The organism is Pseudomonas sivasensis (genome assembly GCF_013778505.1).
GTDB classification, from domain to species: domain Bacteria; phylum Pseudomonadota; class Gammaproteobacteria; order Pseudomonadales; family Pseudomonadaceae; genus Aquipseudomonas; species Aquipseudomonas sivasensis.
Window position 1 is genome coordinate 174,179 of the sequence record NZ_JAAOWU010000005.1, and the last position, 19,468, is coordinate 193,646.

The window sequence follows — 19,468 nt, forward strand, 5'->3', positions numbered from 1 at the left end:
CCGCAGCTCACACCTTCGGTTGCAGCAGCAACGCCACCAACGCACTCCACCCCGTCTGATGGGACGCCCCCAACCCGCGCCCGGTTTCCCCGTGAAAATACTCATGGAACAACACCAGATCACGGCTGAGCGGGTCCGCTTCCAACTGCGAATACCCCGCCATCGATGGCCTACATCCATTGTCATCCCTTAGAAACAGCCCGGTCAGCCGCTGACTGAGGCCTTCAGCCACTTCCTCCAGGGATGACAGATACCCGCTGCCCGTTGGGTACTCCACCGAGAAGTTATCCGCGTAGTACCGATGAAATTCACGCAGCGATTCAATCAGCATGTAATTGACAGGCATCCACACGGGCCCCCGCCAATTCGAGTTGCCGCCATACAATCGTGAGTCGGACTCGCCAGGCTGGTAACGCGCGCTGAGGGTGTCGCCGTTCATCTTCAGCGCCAGGGGCTGCTCGGCGAAGGCTTTGGACAGCGAGCGCACGCCAAACGCAGAGAGGAACTCACTGTCCTCCAACATGCGCCGAAGCAGGTCCTTTGTGCGTTCGCCCCGCAACAACGCCAGCAACAAGCGATTGCCCTGCCCCGGCTCGTTCCAGCGTGAGACCAATTTAGCCAAGTCCGGCCGGTGTTTCATAAAGCCCAGCAACCGTTCGCGCAAACCCTCCAGGCCTTCATGCTCGCGCTGCTCCAGCACCAGCACGGCGAACAACGGCATCAGGCCGACGATGGAGCGCAAACGTACCGGCTCGTTCTGCCCATCGGGGCTGTGCAGCACGTCGTAGAAGAACAGGTCCTGCTCATCCCACAAACCTTCGGCACTGTCATCGACCCGGTTAATGGCACCGGCGATATACAGGAAATGTTCGAAAAACTTCACCGCAATATCCACGTACACGGCATTGCGCCTGGCCAGTTCCAGGGCGATGCGCATCAGGTCCAGGGCATACGCGGCAACCCAAGCGGTGCCGTCGGCCTGGTCCAACTGATACCCCGGCGGCAATGCCGCCGAACGGTCAAACAACGCAATGTTATCCAGCCCGAGAAAACCGCCCTGGAACAGGTTGCGGCCCTCGGCGTCCTTGCGGTTGACCCACCAGGAAAAATTCAGCAGCAGCTTATGGAAAATCCGCTCTAGAAAATCCATGTCGCCTACACCGGTCAACGCCTTGTCCTGCTGGTACACCCGCCAACTGGCCCAGGCATGCACCGGCGGGTTCGCATCATCGAAGCGCCATTCATAAGCCGGCAGTTGGCCGTTGGGATGCATGAAGCGATCCTTCACCAGCAGCAGCAACTGTTGCTTGGCGTAACCCGGATCGATCAGCGCCATCGCCACTGCCTGAAAGCCCTGGTCCCACGAGGCATACCACGGGTATTCCCAGGTGTCGGGCATGGAAAGGATGTCGAAGTTGGACAAGTGCCGCCAATGGGTATTGCGGATATGCAGGCGCTCAGTCGGCGGCGCGGGCTGGGCTGGGTCACCATCGAGCCATTGGTTCACGTCGAAATAGTAGAGCTGCTTGGACCACAACAAGCCAGCCAGGGCTTGGCGCTGCACATTGCGAGCGTCCGCATCGCCAATGCCCTGTTGCAGGGCCGCATAGAAGTCATCGGCTTCCTGACGACGTTGCTCGAACAACTTACGGGCGTTGGCCGCGGGCGCATCCACGGGGGCAAAGCGCAGGTACAAAGTTTTGCTTTCCTGCCCTGCCAGTTCAAGGATGAACCGCGCTGCAACCTTGGTACCGGTGTCCCGGCGAATCGCCGATTGAGCGCCACTAACCACGTAATCGTTGATGCCATCCTTGAACGGGCCCGGTGCCAGCTGCCCGTCCAGCTTGACGACATTGCTTTCGTTTTCGCAGAACAACCATTCCAAGCCATCCTGGCCCCAGGCACTCAGATAACGATCCGGCAATTCATGATGACGGGCCAACACCTGCTCGCCGTCCAGCCGCAACTGCGGCTTGGGCGCATCAAAGGTCCAGCTCCAGTCGTTACGCGCCCACAGTTGAGGCATTACCTGCAAACGCGTCGGCTGCTCCGAGCGGTTATGCACCGTGACTCGCATGAAAATATCGTCAGGCTGCTGCTTGGCGTACTCGACGCTGACATCGCAATAGCGGTTGTCCTCAAACACGCCGGTATCGAGGATTTCATACTCGGCATCACCCAGCCCGCGACGGGCGTTCTCGGTGATCAGGTCAACATAGGGAAAGGCGGCATGGGGGTATTTGTAGAGCATGCGCATGTAGGCATGACTCGGTACGCCATCGACGAAAAAGTACAGTTCCTTGACGTCCTCGCCATGGTTGCCCTCGGCGTTGTTGAGACCGAACAACCGCTCCTTGAGGATCGCATCGCGCTCGTTCCACAGCGCCAGCCCGAGGCACCAGCGTTGCGCCTTGTCGCTGAAACCGGCCAGGCCGTCCTCACCCCAACGGTAGGCGCGGCTGCGCGCGTGTTCATGGGGAAAGTAGCGCCAGGCATCGCCATCGGCGCTGTAGTCTTCACGCACGGTGCCCCATTGGCGTTCACTCAGGTACGGGCCCCATTCGCGCCAGCGCTCGGCGTCTTCAGTGGCCAGGCGTTGGCCTTCAATCGTTTGCGTTACGGGCGTGGCCGTCATTGGGTCCTCCATCGCCGACAAGGTGAGGAGCAGTGTAGAACCCATCCACACCCGCGTGCACATGAAGACTTGGCAGAGAATGCCGTTCATTCATTTGCAGAATGAAGTCCAGAGGAATCTTCGTTTGCAAGCGCACCTGGGGCCCAACAAAATCCAGTAAAAGACCATCACCCTCTCCACCGTCATCAGGAATTTTTCTATGCCCAGTACCGCACATGTCAGCCCAGACGAGATCCGCAAGGGGTTTTCCAAGGCCATGTCCGATATGTACCGAGATGAAGTTCCCCTGTATGGCGCGCTGATGGAGTTGGTGGCCGAGACCAATAGCCGCGTGCTCGACAGCGAACCGAGCCTGGCGCAACAGCTGCAACGCACCGGCGAAATCCAGCGTCTGGACATGGAACGCCACGGCGCCATTCGCTTGGGCACAGCAGCGGAATTGGCCACAATCAGCCGCCTGTTTGCGGTGATGGGCATGCAGCCCGTGGGCTACTACGACCTCACGCCAGCCGGCGTGCCGGTGCATTCCACAGCATTTCGCGCGGTGCATGAACACGCGCTGCAAGCCAGCCCGTTTCGGGTGTTCACCTCCCTGCTGCGCCTGGAATTGATCGAGAATGCCGAACTTCGCGCCTTCGCCGAAACTGCATTGGCAAAGCGCTCGATCTTCACCCCCGGCGCCCTGGCGCTTATCGCAAAAGCGGAAACAAACGGCGGCCTCAACGCCGACGAGGCCGCCGAATTCATCCGCCAGGCCCTGGAAACCTTCCGCTGGCACCACACCGCCACCGTTACCGCCGCGCAGTACCAGCAACTCAGTGACCAGCACCGCCTGATCGCCGATGTGGTGGCCTTCAAGGGGCCGCACATCAACCACCTCACCCCGCGCACCCTGGACATTGATCAGGTACAGACCGCCATGCCCGCCAAGGGCATAACCCCCAAGGCCGTGATCGAAGGCCCACCGCGCCGCCAGTGCCCGATCCTGCTGCGCCAGACCAGCTTCAAGGCCCTCGACGAAGCCATCGCCTTCACCGACGCCCAAGGCAGCCACAGCGCCCGCTTCGGTGAAATCGAACAGCGTGGCGTCGCCCTCACGCCCAAAGGCCGCGCCCTCTACGACCAACTGCTGAACGCCGCCCGCGACGAACTGGGCGCGTTCCCCAACGAATCCAACGCCGCGCGCTACATGCACTTGATGGAACAACACTTCCAGGCCTTCCCCGACAACCACGGGCAGATGCGCGAACAAGGCCTGGCGTACTTCCGCTACTTCGCCACGGAACAAGGCCTGGCGGCACGCGGCCAAGCCGATCAACCACGCACATTGCAAGCACTGATCGCCGCCGGTCATGTGGATGTAGAGCCGTTGGTGTATGAGGATTTTCTGCCGGTGAGTGCGGCGGGGATTTTCCAGTCGAATTTGGGGGATGCGGCACAGAGTCATTACGCCGCCAATTCAAACCAGGCGGAATTCGAAAAGGCTTTGGGGCGCAAGACCATCGATGAATTGCAGCTGTACAGCGAGACCCAACAGCGTTCGATCGATGCGTGCACTGAAGCGCTGCTGGCTTGAAAGACAGCGTCCACCCGGCCCAATAGCACATCCTTGCGCCGCGATAGTCACGGGCGCAGAGGGGTCTTTCACGCCCTTACAAACTACCGGTAGCGGAAACCCCCTACATTATTTTAGGAAGTTCGCAGTTTGCAATAAATTCAATTCGGTACGACGCTGACTAACAACAGCAATCGTGTCGAACAGAGAAGGTCAAGACAACGTCAACTAGCGCTGTGTTTTACCTACAAAGATTATTGACAATGGAATAGCTTTCTTCATTCATCCCAGGCGGGAAACATTGATTTCCCTCATCGACCAGAATAAAAGTCATGCGACCACTACAACCCTCTCGAGCAGCGCTCTGCATGGCAATACTTATTTCTGGTTCCGCAAACTTAATCTTGGCGGCATCGTCCCTTTATTGGAAAGCACTTGAAGAGATTCCGCCATTAACAGTACTCACCTACAGGATCATATTATCTACAGCCGCGCTTTCATTTTTTATATTCACACCCCGAAAAGTCAATCAAATAAAAAACCTGACACCGCGATCAATCCTCATTCACTGCGCTGCATCTTTGCTTGTCGCCGTCAACTGGCTGACTTTTATAAGCGCCTCAATTAACGGCAATGTCTTGGAAAGCGGCTTGGGATATCTGCTAGCCCCGTTTATCGCCATTGTATTAGGCATTTCAATTTACAGAGAGCGAATCACGCACACGAAAATTCTGGCAATCTCAATTTCATTCATCGCAATTGTATTGCTCATCGCCTTTAGCAATACCTTAAATCACTGGATTTATTTATTAATCGCTACCACTTGGGGCTCGTACACATACCTAAAAAAAGCAACCCCAGTAGACGCTGTGAATGGCTTATTCCTAGAAACTACTTTCCTGACCGCCGGTTTAGCGCTCGTCATCTGGCTATTCGACTTACCCATCATTTTACCTGGCGAACTTTCCGACCGATCAAGCGGGCTAATCTGGCTCGCAGGATTAATCTCTATCATACCTTTGCTAATGTTTTCTTTCGCCACAGGAAAAATGCCCTTGGCCCTTACCGGACTTATACAGTTCACCCTACCTATCGCCCTACTAACTATTGGCGTGCTTTTCAACGAACAAAAAATATCGACTCTATCGTTAACACTTATTTTCATGACGGCGGGTATGTTAATCGCCGTCCTTGCTTACGACATGAAAATCGCCGCCACTTCAAATTTGGCACAATTCTCAATCGATTCTGAAGGAGTCCACCCAGCTCAACAGCACAATCCGTGCGCCGCAAAACGTCCCCAGAGCCGGGCGGACGGGGCGCATCATAAGGAGTGATTCCCACGATGTCCCTCAGTCAAATCTGAACAAACCTTGCCGCGTTTCAGGCGTCGAGGCGCCCTGCGATTTCGTCCTTGATCAGCAGGCGTTTCTTCTTCAACACCTCCACCACCGTGTCGTCGGCCTTTTCTGATTCCGCCCGGAGCACCTCGCCGTCGGCAGCGTCGTATTGGGTGAGCAGCGAGTCCAGCCGTTTATCGCTCGCCCTGCGTTCGTGAACGACTTCCTTGCTCAAACCCAAATCCTGATACAGGTCGTGTTTCACTGGCATGACGTACCTCCGCAAGTTGATCAATGGCCTACGCCCTTGAAGCTAGACCATTGCAAAGGGTCTTGTCATGTTTGAAGTCAATACGTCCCCGTTCGTCGCGGCAACGGCAATGGGATCAAACCTTCGCGGCGCCCGGCCCTCCACAGTAGATCGTCACTTGAGGGAGACCGGTTTCATGACTAACGCCGCAACCACTGTCGACACCCTATGCATCAACACCCTGCGCACCCTGGCGATGGACGCCGTGCAGAAGGCCAACTCCGGCCATCCGGGCACGCCCATGGGCCTGGCGCCGGTGGGATACACGCTGTGGAGCCGGTTTCTGCGCTATCACCCCGAGCATCCCGACTGGCCCAACCGTGACCGATTTGTGTTGTCAGTGGGGCATGCATCCATGCTGTTGTATTCGCTGCTGCACTTGGCCGGTGTGAAAGAAATTGATGCCCATGGCAAGCGCACCGGGCACCCGGCGATCAGCCTGGACGATATCAAGCAATTCCGTCAGGCCGACTCCAAGACGCCGGGGCATCCGGAATACCGCATGACCACAGGCGTGGAAACCACCACAGGCCCCCTTGGCCAGGGCTGTGCCAACAGCGTGGGCATGGCGATGGCCGAGCGTTGGCTGGCCGAGCGCTTTAACCATGACGGCCAGGTGCTGTTCGATTACAACGTCTACACCCTGTGTGGCGACGGCGACATGATGGAGGGCATCAGCAGCGAAGCGGCGTCGATGGCCGGCCATTTGAAGCTGGATAACCTGTGCTGGATCTACGACAACAACACCATCAGTATCGAAGGCCACACTGAGCTTGCCTTCAGCGAAGACGTGATCAAGCGTTTCCAGGCCTATGGCTGGCACACCTTGCACGTCACCGATGCCAACGACTTGCAGGCACTGAGCGCAGCCCTGGAGACCTTCCAGGCGAATACCGGCGCGCCGACGCTGATCGTGGTCGACAGCGTGATCGGCTACGGTTCGCCCCACAAGCACAACACCGCCGCCGCCCATGGCGAGCCGTTGGGTGATGACGAAATCCGCCTGACCAAAGCTGCGTATGGTTGGCCGCAGGATTCCAGCTTCCTGGTGCCCGATGAGGCGCGCACGCTCTTGCGCGACGCCCTGCACGCCCGCGCCGAACCGCTCTACCAGCAATGGAACCAGACCCTGGCCCGTCTCGACCCTCAATTGGCCGATGAACTACGGCGGATGCGCGCCGGGGAGATGCCCGAGCACTGGCAGGCTGACCTGCCCGACTTTGCCGCCGATGCCAAGGGCGTCGCCAGCCGCGCGGCGGGTGGCGAGGTGCTGAATGCCTTCGCCCAGCAAATCCCCTGGCTGCTCGGCGGCTCGGCGGACTTGTCGCCCTCGACCAAAACCAACCTCACCTTCGACGGTGCCGGGCGCTTCAGCGCCGATGACTACAGCGGGCGCAACCTGCATTTCGGTATTCGCGAACACGCCATGGGCGCCATCGCCAATGGGATGGCGCTGTCGTATTTGCGGCCGTACACCTCGACCTTCCTGGTATTCAGCGACTACATGAAACCGCCGATCCGCCTGGCGGCGATCATGGAGTTGCCGGTGGTGTTCGTGTTTACCCACGACTCCATCGGCGTGGGTGAAGATGGGCCGACGCACCAGCCCATTGAGCACCTGACGCAGTTGCGCGCCACCCCAGGGTTACTGACCCTTCGCCCTGGCGACGCCAACGAAACCCTGGAGCTGTGGAAAGTTGCGCTGGCGCAAACCCATCGGCCGAGCTGTGTGGTGCTGTCACGCCAGTCGCTGCCGACTCTGGATCGCACGCAATACGCAGCGGCGACCGGTGCAGCCAAAGGCGCTTATGTGTTGGCGGGGGCGGATAAACCCCAGGTAATTTTGATCGGTACCGGCAGCGAAGTCAGCCTGGCGGTGGCGGCCTATGAACAGCTCAAGGGCGAAGGGATTGCCGCACAAGTCGTCTCGATGCCGAGCTGGGAGTTGTTTGAAGAACAGGACCAGGCCTATCGCGACAGTGTGTTGCCGCCAGCGGTGACGGCACGTGTGGTGGTGGAACAGGCCGGGCCTTTGGGGTGGGACCGCTATGTCGGGCAAACCGGCGCCAAGGTGGTGATGAGCAGCTTCGGGGCTTCGGCGCCGTTGGCGAAGTTGCAGGAGAAGTTTGGGTTTACGGTGGAGCATGTGGTGAAACAGGCCAAGGCACAAATCCAACTGACCAGACACTGATCACTCTGTGGGAGGGGGCTTGCCCCCGATAGCTATCTGTCAGGCACTTGATGGGGTGACTGACCCACCGCTATCGGGGGCAAGCCCCCTCCCACATGTGGACCTGTTTAACTGTTAGATCAACGCTCGGGCCAGGAATGGCGCAGTCCGGCTTTTCTTGCTCTTGGCAACTTTTTGCGGCGTACCGCTGGCCACCACTTGCCCGCCCAAATCCCCTGCCCCCGGACCGATATCGATCACCCAGTCACTCTGGGCCACCACACGCATTTCATGCTCGACCACCACCACCGTGTGCCCTGCATCCACCAAGTGATTGAGCTGGCTGAGCAGGCGATCCACATCCCGTGGATGCAGCCCGGTCGTTGGCTCATCCAACACATACAAGGTCGACCCACGGGCATTGCGTTGCAGCTCGGTGGCCAATTTGATCCGCTGCGCTTCACCCCCGGACAGTTCGGTAGCCGGTTGACCCAGTCGCAGATAACCCAGGCCGATATCCCGCAGCACCTGCAACGAGCGCAGTACCCCTGGCTGCTCGGCAAAGACCTCGACTGCCTGCTCGACGGTCATCCCGAGCACCTGAGCGATGCTCAAGCCTTGCCATTTGATCGCCAAGGTCTCGGGGTTGTAGCGCGCGCCGTGGCAGGTCGGACAGGGTGCGTACACACTCGGCATAAACAACAACTCGACGCTGACAAAGCCTTCGCCCTCGCAGTTCGGGCAACGGCCTTTGGCGACGTTGAAGGAGAACTGGCCCGCATCGTAATGGCGCTTCTTTGCCGCGGGCGTGGCGGCGAACAGTTTGCGCACGTTGTCGAACAGTCCGGTGTAGGTCGCCAGGTTGGAACGTGGCGTACGGCCGATGGGTTTCTGATCCACCTGCACCAGGCGTCGGATCTGTTCCAGCCCGGCGCTGATGCGCCCGCCACTGGTTTGCGGCGTGTCATCTTCCAGGCTCGGCTCTTCGTCGTTCTCCACCACACGCCCAAGGCCACTGCCCACCAATTCCAGCAGCGCCTGGCTGACCAGGCTGGACTTGCCCGAGCCGGAAATGCCGGTCACCGAGGTGAAGCAGCCCAAGGGAAAATCCACGTTCAGACCATTGAGGTTATTGCGCGTCACGCCCTCCAACTTCAACCAACCACTGGGTTCGCGGCGAGAGGGATTTGATGTACGCCGCTCGGCGAACAAATACTCACGGGTCTGCGACGCCTCTACGTCAGCCAACCCAGCAGGTGGCCCGCTGTACAGCACTTGCCCGCCATGCTCGCCAGCTGCCGGGCCGACGTCGATCAACCAGTCGGCGCGGCGCATGGTTTCCAAATCGTGCTCCACCACAAACAACGAATTACCGGCGGCCTTCAAGCGCTCAAGCGCGGTGAACAACGCCTCGCCATCCGCCGGATGCAAGCCCGCCGAAGGCTCATCCAGCACATAGATCACTCCAAACAATTGCGAGCCCAATTGCGTGGCCAAGCGTAAACGTTGCAACTCCCCGGACGACAAGGTCGGTGTGCTGCGCTCCAGGGACAGATAACCCAGGCCCAATTCGATCAAGGTGCTGACCCGCTCCAGCAAGTCCTGGGCGATACGCTGCGCAGCCAGGCGCTTCTCCACCGAGAGCTTCATCGTGTCCTGCCCCGCCGCCACCGGCCGCAGCAGTTCGGCCAGCTGCGACAACGACAGCTGCGACAACTCGCCAATATCCACACCGGCAAACTTCACCGAGAGCGCCGCCTTGGTCAGCCGCTTGCCTTCACACAGCGGGCAGGCGCTGCCCTGCATGAACTGCGACACGCGCTTTTTCATCAGCGCGCTTTGGGTGTGGCTGAAGGTGTGCAGGATGTAGCGCCGCGCGCCGCTGAACGTGCCCTGGTAACTAGGCTCCAGCTTGCGCTTCAACGCCTCGCGGGTTTGCTCCGGGGTGAAACCGGCATACACCGGCACAGTGGGGGTTTCTTCGGTGAACAGGATCCAGTCGCGCTGCTTTTTCGGCAGGTCGCGCCATGGGATATCCACGTCATAGCCCAAGGTCACCAGAATGTCGCGCAGGTTCTGGCCCTGCCACGCCAACGGCCAGGAGGCCACCGCGCGCTGGCGAATGCTCAGCGAAGGGTCGGGCACCATCAGCGCCTCGGTCACTTCATACACGCGGCCCAGGCCATGACATTGCGGGCACGCACCCTGGGGCAGGTTCGGCGAAAAGTCCTCGGCATACAGCATCGCTTGCCCCGCAGGGTAGCTGCCGGCGCGGGAATAGAGCATGCGGATCAGGCTCGATAACGTGGTGACGCTGCCCACCGAAGATCGCGCGCTGGGCGTGCCACGCTGCTGTTGCAGGGCCACGGCGGGCGGCAGGCCTTCGATGCTGTCCACGTCGGGCACGCCAACCTGGTCGATCAGGCGCCGCGCGTAAGGCGCCACCGATTCGAAGTAGCGCCGCTGGGCCTCGGCATACACCGTGGAAAACGCCAGGGACGACTTGCCCGAACCCGACACGCCGGTAAACACCACCAGGGCATCCCGGGGAATATCCACGTCGACGTTTTGCAGGTTGTGCTCGCGGGCGCCGCGCACCCTGACAAAGCCTGGGCGTTGGGCAGTGATCGCAGGGATGTTGCGCTGTGAAGTCATGGTCAACCTTATCGTGCGGTGAGCACGCTGCGCACCCGTAGCGTCAGGGCTTCGGGGCTGTAGGGCTTGCTCAGCAGATGAATGTCGGGGCTCAGCAGGTGGTTGCTGGAGAGGATGTCGCGGGTGTGACCGGAAGTGAACAGCACCGGCACGGGCGGGGTTTGTGCACGGGCCCAGGCGGCCAGGTCGGTGCTTTTAAGGCGGCCGGGCATGACCACGTCGGTAAAAATCAACTCGGGTTGCAGGCCAGCTTTAAGCTTCGACATGGCCTGGTCGCCGTCCTCGGCGGTGATCACGGTGTAGCCCGACTGTTCGAGCACGTCCACCACCGTCAGGCGCACGCCTTCATTGTCTTCGACCACCAGGATCGTTTCCTGGCCGCCTACGGACGCAACGGGCTCGTCTGACGCTTCAAGGCACTCCTCGCCCAGGCTGCGCGGGAAGTACAACTGCACCACGGTGCCCTGGCCTTCTTCGCTGCTGACCTCGACATGCCCGCCACTTTGACGCACAAAGCCGAACACCATGCTCAAGCCCAGGCCGGTACCGTGACCGTCGCGCTTGGTGGTGAAGAACGGTTCGAACACCCTGGCCTGGATCCCAGGTGGCATGCCCACCCCGGTGTCGGTGACCGCCAGGCGCACATATTCTCCGGGACTGACGCTTTTGCCGATGCAATCGCCGGGGTTAAGGATGATGTTTTCGCCGCTGATGCGGATCACCCCCTCACCTTTCATGGCGTCGCGGGCATTGATCGCCAGGTTGAGCAACGCATTTTCCAACTGGTTACGGTCGACGTTGATGCTCCAGGAATCCTGGGGCAACTGCACATCGATATGAATGGTTTCTCCCAGTGCGCGCTGCAACAGTTCGCCAAGGCCGGCATAGATGCGTTGCGGGTTGTACACCGCCGGCGACAACGGCTGGCGGCGGGCAAAGGCCAGCAGTTGCGCCGACAGCTTGGCCCCGCGCTCCACTGCCGCGATGGCCGCGTTGACGCGGCGCTGCACCTGGGCATTGTCTGGCTCATGGCGGGCCAGCAAGTGCAGATTGCCGGCGATCACTTGCAACAGGTTATTGAAGTCGTGGGCCACGCCGCCGGTGAGGCCGCCGATGGCTTCGAGTTTTTGCGATTGGCGCAATTGGTCCTCGGCACTGGAGCGCGCCTGCACTTCAGCGGCCACCCGTTGTTCGAGGTTATGGGTGAGTTCCTGGCGCACCTGTTCGGACTTCACCAGTTCGGTGGTATCGACCACAATCGCCAACACGCCGGCCGGTTGCTGGTTGTCGCCGGCGACGGGGCTGTAATACAAATCCAGCCACACGGTTTCCGGCTGGCCATTGCGCAGCAGCACCAGGTCTTTGTTGTTGAAGGACAGAGTGCCGCCGGCCAGACAGGTGTCCACCACATGGCGATTGAAATCCGCCACCTCCGGCCAACCCAACTCCACCGGAGCCCCCAGCAAAGACGGGTGGCGGCCGCCGGCAAAGACCGAGTAACTGTCGTTGTAAATCATGTACCCGGCCCGCCCCCACAACATCACCATCGGCATCGGCGATGCGAGCATCATCTGCACGTTACAGGCCAGGCTGGTGGACCACTGGTTAATGGGACCGAGGTCCGTGGTCGACCAATCGAAAGCGCGAATGCGCTGGGCCATTTCACCGGCCCAACCTTCACAGCCGTGGGGGTTAGATAAAAATTGCATCGTTCGGCTCAGTGCAAAAGAGAAGACAGTCGCCATTTTTGGAGCTTACACGGAGCAGATGGTTTCATCTGGTATTAATTTGGGGTCACCTCAGTGGAAATCCCGGCTGCGCACAGACATGCCTTCCAGCAACGGCGTGAGGTCGGTGAGCCGCCCGGCGATCAGATGGCGCACCTCGCCGACCGCCTCCCAGCGCCCGTCTACCTTGAGCAAGCGCGACCCCACCAGCGCCTGGCGCTGACGTTCGGCCAGGTCGCGCCAAACCACCACATTGAGATTGCCGAACTCATCTTCCAAGGTGACAAAGGTCACACCGCTGGCCGTGCCCGGACGTTGCCGCCCCGTGACCAACCCCGCGACACTCACATTACGCCCATGCTCCACCGCCATCAGCTCGCGGGAGCTGCGACAACGCCGCTTGCGCAGCTCATCGCGCAACAACGCCAGCGGGTGCGGGCCGAGAGTGGTGCCGACGGTGGCGTAATCAGCCTGCAAGTCCTCGCCGACCGTCGGTGCGGGTAAAGCGACCACGGCTTCGTCGGGGCTGGGCAGCCCGGCGAACAGCCCCAATTGTTTGTGCACCCCCGCCACGTCCCAGCGGGCTTGGTGCCGGTTTCCAGCCAGGGCACGCAGGGCGCCGGCGTCGGCCAGCAACGCCTGGGCACGGGCGTCCAGACCGGCGCGCTGGTCCAGATCAGCAATGTCGCTGAAACCTGTGCCAGGGCGGGCGGCCTCGATGCGCCGACCATCCTCTTCACGAAACCCCGCGATCATGCGCAAGCCCATACGGATCGCCGGTTGCTGACCGTCAATGGGTTCCAGGCTGCAATCCCAGTCGCTGGCCTGCACATCCACCGGGCGAATCTGCAAGCGATGGCGCCGTGCGTCCTGCAGTATCTGGTCCGGGCTGTAGAAACCCATAGGCCAGCTGTTGATCAACGCGCAGGCGAAGGCCGCCGGCTCGTGGCATTTGAGCCAGCAACTGGCGTAAGTCAGCAAGGCGAAACTGGCCGCATGGGACTCAGGAAAGCCATAGCTGCCAAAGCCCTTGATCTGCTCGAAAATCTGCGCGGCAAATTCCTCGGTGTAGCCGTTTTTCAGCATGCCGGTGCGCAAGCGGTCCTGATGGGGTTCCAGGCCGCCGTGACGTTTCCACGCGGCCATGGAACGGCGCAACTGGTCGGCCTCGCCAGGGCTGTAGTCGGCGGCGACCATGGCGATCTGCATCACTTGCTCCTGGAACAGCGGAATGCCCAGGGTGCGCTTCAATACGCTTTCAAGTTCCGGTGACGGGTAGGTGGTTTTTTCTTCCTTGTTACGTCGTCGCAAATACGGATGCACCATCCCTCCCTGGATCGGACCGGGTCGCACAATAGCGACCTCGATCACAAGGTCATAAAACGTCTGCGGCTTGAGCCGGGGCAGCATCGACATCTGCGCCCGCGACTCGATCTGGAATACGCCAATGGTGTCGGCCTTGCTGATCATCGCGTAGGTGGCCGGGTCTTCCTTGGGGATCGTCGCCAGGGCCAGGTCGAGGTTGCGGTGGCGGCGCAGCAAATCGAAACAGCGGCGAATCGCACTGAGCATGCCCAAGGCGAGGATATCCACCTTGAGCAGGCCCACGGCATCCAGATCGTCCTTGTCCCATTGGATAATGGTGCGCTCGGCCATGGCCGCGTTTTCCACCGGCACCAGAGTGTCCAGCGGGTATTCGGAAATCACGAAACCGCCGGGATGTTGGGACAGGTGCCGGGGAAAACCGATCAGTTGCTGGGTGAGCGTGAGCACACGGCGCAGGATCGGGCTGTCCGGGTCGAAGCCGCCTTCACGCAGGCGTTCCAGCGGAGGCGCATCATCACTCCAGCGCCCGCAGCAGTCGGCCAGGGCGTTGATCTGGTCCGGCGGCAACCCAAGGGCCTTGGCCACATCGCGCACCGCACCGGCGGCGTGGTAGCTGCTGACCACCGCCGTCAGCGCCGCGCGGGTGCGGCCGTAGCGCTGGAAAACGTACTGCAGCACTTCTTCGCGGCGTTCGTGCTCGAAGTCCACGTCGATATCCGGTGGCTCGTTGCGCTCCTCTGACAGGAAGCGCTCAAACAGCATATTCGTAAGGCTCGGGTTGATCTCGGTAATGCCCAAGGCAAAACACACCGCCGAGTTGGCCGCCGACCCGCGGCCCTGGCACAGGATCGAACGGCTGCGGGCGAAGCGCACAATATCGTGCACGGTGAGGAAATAACTTTCGTAACCCAGTTTGCTGATCAATGTCAGTTCGTGATTGATCTGCTGCATGGTCTTGGCGTCGATTCCGTGAGGCCAACGCAGGGCGATGCCTTCTTCGGTGACGGCGCGCAGCCAGGATTCGGCGTCATGCCCCTCGGGCACCAATTCGCGCGGGTAGTGATAACGCAACTGGCCGAGGTCGAAGGTGCAACGGCGGGCGATGACCAGGGTTTCATCGAGCAAGGCTTGGGGGTACAGCGTGCCCAGGGCATCAAGGCCGCGCAGATGCCGCTCGCCATTGGGGTGCAGGCGCGTGCCGGCTTCGGCCACCGGGACGTGATGGCGGATGGCGGTCATGGTGTCTTGCAGGGCGCGTCGACCGCGTGCGTGCATGTGCACATCACCACAGGCCACCGCCGGGATATTCAGGTTGGCGGCCAGGTGCAGGCGCTGCTCCAGATGCCGCGCATCGTCTTGGCCGCAATGCAGGTGCACCGCCAGCCACAGGCGCTCGGCAAACGTGCGGCGCAGCCATTGGATCGAGGCCTGGGTGTCGCTGTCGTCGGCGACCCATAGCGCCAACAGGCCGTTGAGCGGTGCGTCGAAGTCTTCGTGCAGCAGGCGATAACTGCCTTTTTCCGCACGCCGCCTGGCCAGGGTGATCAGGCGGCACAGGTGCTGGTAACCGCTGAGGTTTTCTACCAGCAGCACCAGTTTCGGGCCGTTTTCGATGCGCACTTCGCTGCCGATAATCAGCGGTAACTCCACCGCCTTCGCCGCTTGCCACGCACGCACGATGCCTGACAACGTGCATTCATCAGTGATCGCCAAGGCGCTGTAGCCCTGACGCTTGGCGCGCTCGAACAACTCCAGCGCGGTGGACGCGCCGCGCTGAAAACTGAAATTGGACAGGCAATGCAGCTCGGCGTAGTTCATGCAAACCAGCCTTGCAGCCACAAACCATCGCCCTGCCCCACGCTGCGGTAGGCCCAGCCTTGCTGACCGGCGCGGGTCTGGATCAGGTAATAGTCACGGCGGATATCGGCGCCGTCCCACCAGCCGGATTCGATACGTTCCGGGCCCATCAGAATCTGCACACCTTGCTCGGTCAGCAAGGTGGGTTCCCTGAGCAGCCAACCGGGGCGTTGCACCTTGTTCAAGGTCGGGCATGTGCGACTGTCGGCCGTTGCTTGCCAAGCGCACTCGGGGCGATGGTCGGCATGAAAACGCAAGCCTTGTACCGCCTCATCCCCAAGGCGCGCGCGCAGGCGTTCGCGCAATTGCTCCCAGGGCAGGGTCTGTTGCGGGCGGTCGTCGAACAGGTCCTGGCGCTGCGGCACAAACACCGGCAAGTCCTGGGCCACCAGGCGAAAACCGCGCACCGGCGCGGTGACTTGCACTTGCTCCAGGCGCCCACGGGCCAGTTCGAACAGCATCGCCGGCTCGCGCTCGGCGCTGAGCAGGCCAACCTTGATCACACTGTCGGGTAACTGGGCGTGCTCCAGGTGCAGGTCAAAACGCTGCACGCCACTGTCGCGTCCGCAGAGAAAGGCGGATAAATCAGCGGTCAAGCGCCGCAATGGAAACAGCAGCGCCTGGTGGGACTGCACGTCGAAATTCAATTCGATGCGCACATCGAACTGGTCCGGCGGCTGGTAAAACCCAAGGGCCAGCGGGCGTTGCCCGGTCAAGGCATCCAGGTGCTTGAGCAGGCCGGCATCAAAGCGCCGTGCCAGGGTGTGCCGGGGCAAGGCCTGCACCTGGGACAGGGTGCGCAGGCCCATGCGCGACAAGGCGGTAGCGGCCTGAGGCTCAAGGCCGGCGCGGTCGATGGGCAGTGGTGCGAGGGCCTGCATCAATGCCTCATCGTCGATGGCCAGACCGTCGTAAATATTGGCCAGCACCCGCGCCGCCGCCGGGTTGGGCGCGGCGACGATGCGGTGACGAAAGCCCAGCTCGGTCAATTCTTTGCGCAAGCGCGCTTCGAACTGCGGCCAGGGACCGAACAGGCCCAGGCTCGATTCGATCTCAAACAGCAACGCACGCGGGTAATGCACACTGACCTGGGAACTGAAGCGATAGGCCCAGGCCGCCAGGAACTGCTGCCAGCGTTCGATTTCCACGGGGTCGTATTCGGCGCTGGCAAAAGTCTTGGCCAGGGCATGGGCCGCCGTCAGTGAAAGGCCTGGACGCAGGCCCAAGGCGCGGGCGGCGTCGTTGACGGTTTGCAGTACGCGCCGCTGTGGCGTACCGGCCAGCAGCGCGAGGGGTTGGTCGGGCTCGGGGTGCACACGCTGCACCCCGTCCAGCGCCAATTGCGGGAAGACAATACACACCCAGCGCATGGCAACCTCAGTGCCCCGCCAACGCAATCGGCGCCGGATGGGCCAAACCGCCACGGCACTTGATCACCCGTACTTGGGCGGGTTTCGCATCGACCGCCAAACGCAGGGCAGCAGGCGATGAATTGACCCCCTCACTCAAGGCGCGCCAGGCAAACGCCAGGGTCTGGCCGGTTTCTGCTGCCACCTGCAAGCGCCGCAGCGCCCGGTCATCGGCCTTGCGCGGCCAGCACAGCACCGCGCCGCAACTGCCGGAGCGCAGGCACTGCTCCACGGCCCACAGCGCATCACGTTCCTCGGCCTGGATCACTGAAAGCTGGCGTACATCCACCCCGGCGTTCTGCCAGGCATGGGGATACGGCGTATACGGCGGCGCCACCAACACAATGCGCTCCCCCGCCTTTGACAGGCGCGCCAGGGTGGGCAGCACCAGTTGCAGTTCGCCGATGCCCTCCTTGGCCATGAGGATTTCACTCAAAGCCGATTCAGGCCAGCCGCCGCTGGGCAGCACCGCATCCAGCGCGGCCAGCCCGGTGGGGTGCACACTGGCGGGAGGCGCGGCCGGCCGGCCTTTCCAGACGCGGCCGCCATTGAATAGCGCGTCCAGGGCAACGACGGCGCCCATCAGCCTTGCCTCACCAGGCCGCAGAACACCCCTTCGATGGCCAGGTCCTGATCAGGGCCCACCACAATAGGTTGATACGCGGGGTTGCGCGGCAGCAGGCGCACGCGGTCGCCACTGCGTTCGAAACGCTTGATGGTGACTTCGCCATCCAGGCGCGCCACCACGATCTGCCCGTTCAAGGCCTCGGCACTGCGGCGTACGCCTACCAGATCGCCGTCAAGGATGCCGTCTTCGATCATCGAATCGCCCTGCACCCGCAGCAGGTAGTCGGGGGTTTTCGCGAAGGTGCTTGGGTCGAGTTGCAGGCGACTGTGCACTTCGGCGTCAGCACCGATGGGCAGGCCGGCGGCGACTCGGCCGAGCACGGGCACGTCCAGCCACTCCGGACGCATGGGTTGGTTGAGCACGCGAATGCCGCGAGCCTGGTTGGGATTGACCTCAATGAAGCCGGCTTCGGTCAGGGCCACCACGTGTTTGCGCGCGACGCTGCGGGAGGCAAAGCCGAACGCCTCGGCAATCTCGGCGAGGCTGGGGGGCTGGCCTTGTTGCGCGATACGGTCGCGGATGAAGGTCAGGATGGCGGTGCGGCGGGGAGTCAGGGTCGTCATGGAGTACATTTGTACTCTTATGGGAAATTTCTTACAAGAGCCGGTAGTCGGGGGGGGGGGTTGAGTTGAGTACATATCCGTTGGTTAGGTAACGGCTACTTATGGTTCCGCTCTTACAGCGGCTCACTTTTGGAAAGGCCGGAATGCCGGCCCAGCCAAAAGTAAGCAAAAGGCCTTCGCCCCAACACTCGGCACCTCGCCTAGGCTCGGTGTGCCCGCACTCCGACTTGAATCCGTGGGCCGCCGCGATGGGCCATCCATGGCCCAGCGCGGCTAACCCGGCGTCCTGCCGGGTTACCCACGGATTCAAGCCTGCGTTCGGCCAGCGTGTTTGACGGGGCGCCTGAGATCAAGATCAAAAGCGCAGATCAAAAGACCGCTGACTTCGTCAGCGAAAAGGATGTAAGAGCCAAATCTAAAGCAGAGCTAAAGCAGAGCTAAAGCAGAGCAAAAGCAGAGCAAAAGCAGGACAGCAGGACAGCAGGACAGCAGGACAGCAGGACAGCAGGCTAGGACCTATCTATCTGATCTATGGAGATCAAACTGTGGGAGGGGGCTTGCTCCCGATAGCAGTGGGTCAGTCACAGCCGCATCAACTGAAACACCCTCATCGGGAGCAAGCCCCCTCCCACATTTGGACGGAGTTGGAGCTGAGAACCCGGTCGGCTCTAAGGCCGCCGCGGCCTTGCTTTTGATCTGAAATCGCCCCGTCAACCACGATGGCCGGAATTCGACATTGATTTGGGGGGTAAACCGGCAGGGATGCCGGTTTAGCGGCCCTGCGCCATGGACGGCGCGTGGCGGCGGCCCCCCAAATCAATGTCGGATTACGGGCACACCGAGCCTAGGCGAGGTGCCGAGTGGTGGGGCGAAGGCCTTTTGGTTACTTTTGGCTGGGCTGGCATGCCGGCCTTTACAAAAAAGACCTGCTGTAAGAGCAGAACCCTAGGCGGCCGTTACCGCAGCAACGGATATGTACTCAGCCAGCAAAAGTTGGGATTTTTCTGTTAGAACCCAGCGTCTGGTTTTGGGGCTGCTGCGCAGCCCAACGCGGGGCAAGCCCGCTCACCACAGGGTCATGTGTCAGCCTCTAGGAATTATGTGAGGCTCAGGGAGTTGTGTCAGCCTCTGGGATTTATGTAAGGCTCTGGGAGTTGTTTCAGCTTCTGGGAGTTGTGTAGAGACCCATACTCATCGCCCCCCTCCCAGCAAGTTTCGGTGATCAACCCACGCAACATGCCTGGCACCAGCCCGCTCTGCGTGGAAATGCTGTTCCACACTTCGCCCGGCTGC

General features: G+C 61.1%; 11 protein-coding genes. 3 read left to right on the forward strand and 8 right to left on the reverse strand.

Features of this window, described 5'->3' with window-relative positions:
- Positions 1–7: 7 nt before the first annotated feature.
- The gene (locus G9Q84_RS11630) at positions 8–2,635 is read right to left on the reverse strand and encodes an MGH1-like glycoside hydrolase domain-containing protein (RefSeq protein WP_181643349.1); all 2,628 of its coding nucleotides are present in this window, start codon (positions 2,633–2,635) and stop codon (positions 8–10) included.
- Positions 2,636–2,834: 199 nt separating this feature from the next.
- Between G9Q84_RS11630 and hglS the strand changes: the two genes are divergently transcribed.
- Complete coding sequence (gene hglS, locus G9Q84_RS11635) at positions 2,835–4,211, forward strand: 2-oxoadipate dioxygenase/decarboxylase HglS (RefSeq protein ID WP_181643350.1); 1,377 nt, start codon at positions 2,835–2,837, stop codon at positions 4,209–4,211.
- 347 nt (positions 4,212–4,558) lie between these two features.
- Complete coding sequence (locus G9Q84_RS11640; RefSeq protein ID WP_181643351.1) at positions 4,559–5,527, forward strand: EamA family transporter; 969 nt, start codon at positions 4,559–4,561, stop codon at positions 5,525–5,527.
- 46 nt (positions 5,528–5,573) lie between these two features.
- On the opposite strand, the gene G9Q84_RS11645 is transcribed toward G9Q84_RS11640, so the two are convergent.
- Positions 5,574–5,801: an HP1242/YdcH family protein gene (locus G9Q84_RS11645; protein ID WP_032886572.1), complete on the reverse strand. Its 228-nt coding sequence runs from the start codon at positions 5,799–5,801 to the stop codon at positions 5,574–5,576.
- A 175-nt stretch (positions 5,802–5,976) separates the two neighbouring features.
- On the opposite strand from G9Q84_RS11645, the gene tkt reads away from it, so the two are divergent.
- Positions 5,977–8,031: a transketolase gene (tkt, locus tag G9Q84_RS11650; protein WP_181643352.1), complete on the forward strand. Its 2,055-nt coding sequence runs from the start codon at positions 5,977–5,979 to the stop codon at positions 8,029–8,031.
- A gap of 114 nt (positions 8,032–8,145) precedes the next feature.
- On the opposite strand, the gene uvrA is transcribed toward tkt, so the two are convergent.
- The 6 genes from uvrA to lexA form a co-directional block, all read right to left on the reverse strand.
- Positions 8,146–10,665 (reverse strand): excinuclease ABC subunit UvrA, encoded by a 2,520-nt coding sequence (gene uvrA, locus G9Q84_RS11655; protein WP_181643353.1) that lies wholly within the window; start codon positions 10,663–10,665, stop codon positions 8,146–8,148.
- 8 nt (positions 10,666–10,673) lie between these two features.
- Positions 10,674–12,374, reverse strand: a complete 1,701-nt coding sequence (locus G9Q84_RS11660) for an ATP-binding protein (protein ID WP_122756562.1) — start codon at positions 12,372–12,374, stop codon at positions 10,674–10,676.
- A 90-nt stretch (positions 12,375–12,464) separates the two neighbouring features.
- Positions 12,465–15,557, reverse strand: coding sequence for an error-prone DNA polymerase (locus tag G9Q84_RS11665; RefSeq protein ID WP_206199178.1), 3,093 nt, complete (start codon positions 15,555–15,557; stop codon positions 12,465–12,467).
- A complete protein-coding gene (locus tag G9Q84_RS11670) occupies positions 15,533–16,945 on the reverse strand; it encodes a Y-family DNA polymerase (RefSeq protein ID WP_095184533.1) in 1,413 nt (470 codons plus the stop codon). Before G9Q84_RS11670 ends, G9Q84_RS11665 begins: the two co-directional genes overlap by 25 nt.
- 7 nt (positions 16,946–16,952) lie before the next feature.
- The gene (imuA, locus tag G9Q84_RS11675; protein ID WP_095184532.1) at positions 16,953–17,567 is read right to left on the reverse strand and encodes a translesion DNA synthesis-associated protein ImuA; all 615 of its coding nucleotides are present in this window, start codon (positions 17,565–17,567) and stop codon (positions 16,953–16,955) included.
- Positions 17,567–18,184 carry a transcriptional repressor LexA gene (lexA, locus tag G9Q84_RS11680; protein ID WP_122756565.1) on the reverse strand — a complete coding sequence of 206 codons (618 nt, stop codon included), beginning with the start codon at positions 18,182–18,184 and terminating at the stop codon, positions 17,567–17,569. The genes imuA and lexA overlap by 1 nt, the downstream gene beginning before the upstream one ends.
- Positions 18,185–19,468: the final 1,284 nt, after the last annotated feature.

What these genes read in the sequence shown, in the direction of transcription:
- G9Q84_RS11630 (WP_181643349.1), bottom strand. Translation starts at nt 2,635, where the DNA reads ATGACGGCCACGCCCGTAACGCAAACGATTGAAGGCCAACGCCTGGCC.
- hglS (WP_181643350.1), top strand. Translation starts at nt 2,835, where the DNA reads ATGCCCAGTACCGCACATGTCAGCCCAGACGAGATCCGCAAGGGGTTT.
- G9Q84_RS11640 (WP_181643351.1), top strand. Translation starts at nt 4,559, where the DNA reads ATGGCAATACTTATTTCTGGTTCCGCAAACTTAATCTTGGCGGCATCG.
- G9Q84_RS11645 (WP_032886572.1), bottom strand. Translation starts at nt 5,801, where the DNA reads ATGCCAGTGAAACACGACCTGTATCAGGATTTGGGTTTGAGCAAGGAA.
- tkt (WP_181643352.1), top strand. Translation starts at nt 5,977, where the DNA reads ATGACTAACGCCGCAACCACTGTCGACACCCTATGCATCAACACCCTG.
- uvrA (WP_181643353.1), bottom strand. Translation starts at nt 10,665, where the DNA reads ATGACTTCACAGCGCAACATCCCTGCGATCACTGCCCAACGCCCAGGC.
- G9Q84_RS11660 (WP_122756562.1), bottom strand. Translation starts at nt 12,374, where the DNA reads ATGCAATTTTTATCTAACCCCCACGGCTGTGAAGGTTGGGCCGGTGAA.
- G9Q84_RS11670 (WP_095184533.1), bottom strand. Translation starts at nt 16,945, where the DNA reads ATGCGCTGGGTGTGTATTGTCTTCCCGCAATTGGCGCTGGACGGGGTG.
- imuA (WP_095184532.1), bottom strand. Translation starts at nt 17,567, where the DNA reads ATGGGCGCCGTCGTTGCCCTGGACGCGCTATTCAATGGCGGCCGCGTC.
- lexA (WP_122756565.1), bottom strand. Translation starts at nt 18,184, where the DNA reads ATGTACTCCATGACGACCCTGACTCCCCGCCGCACCGCCATCCTGACC.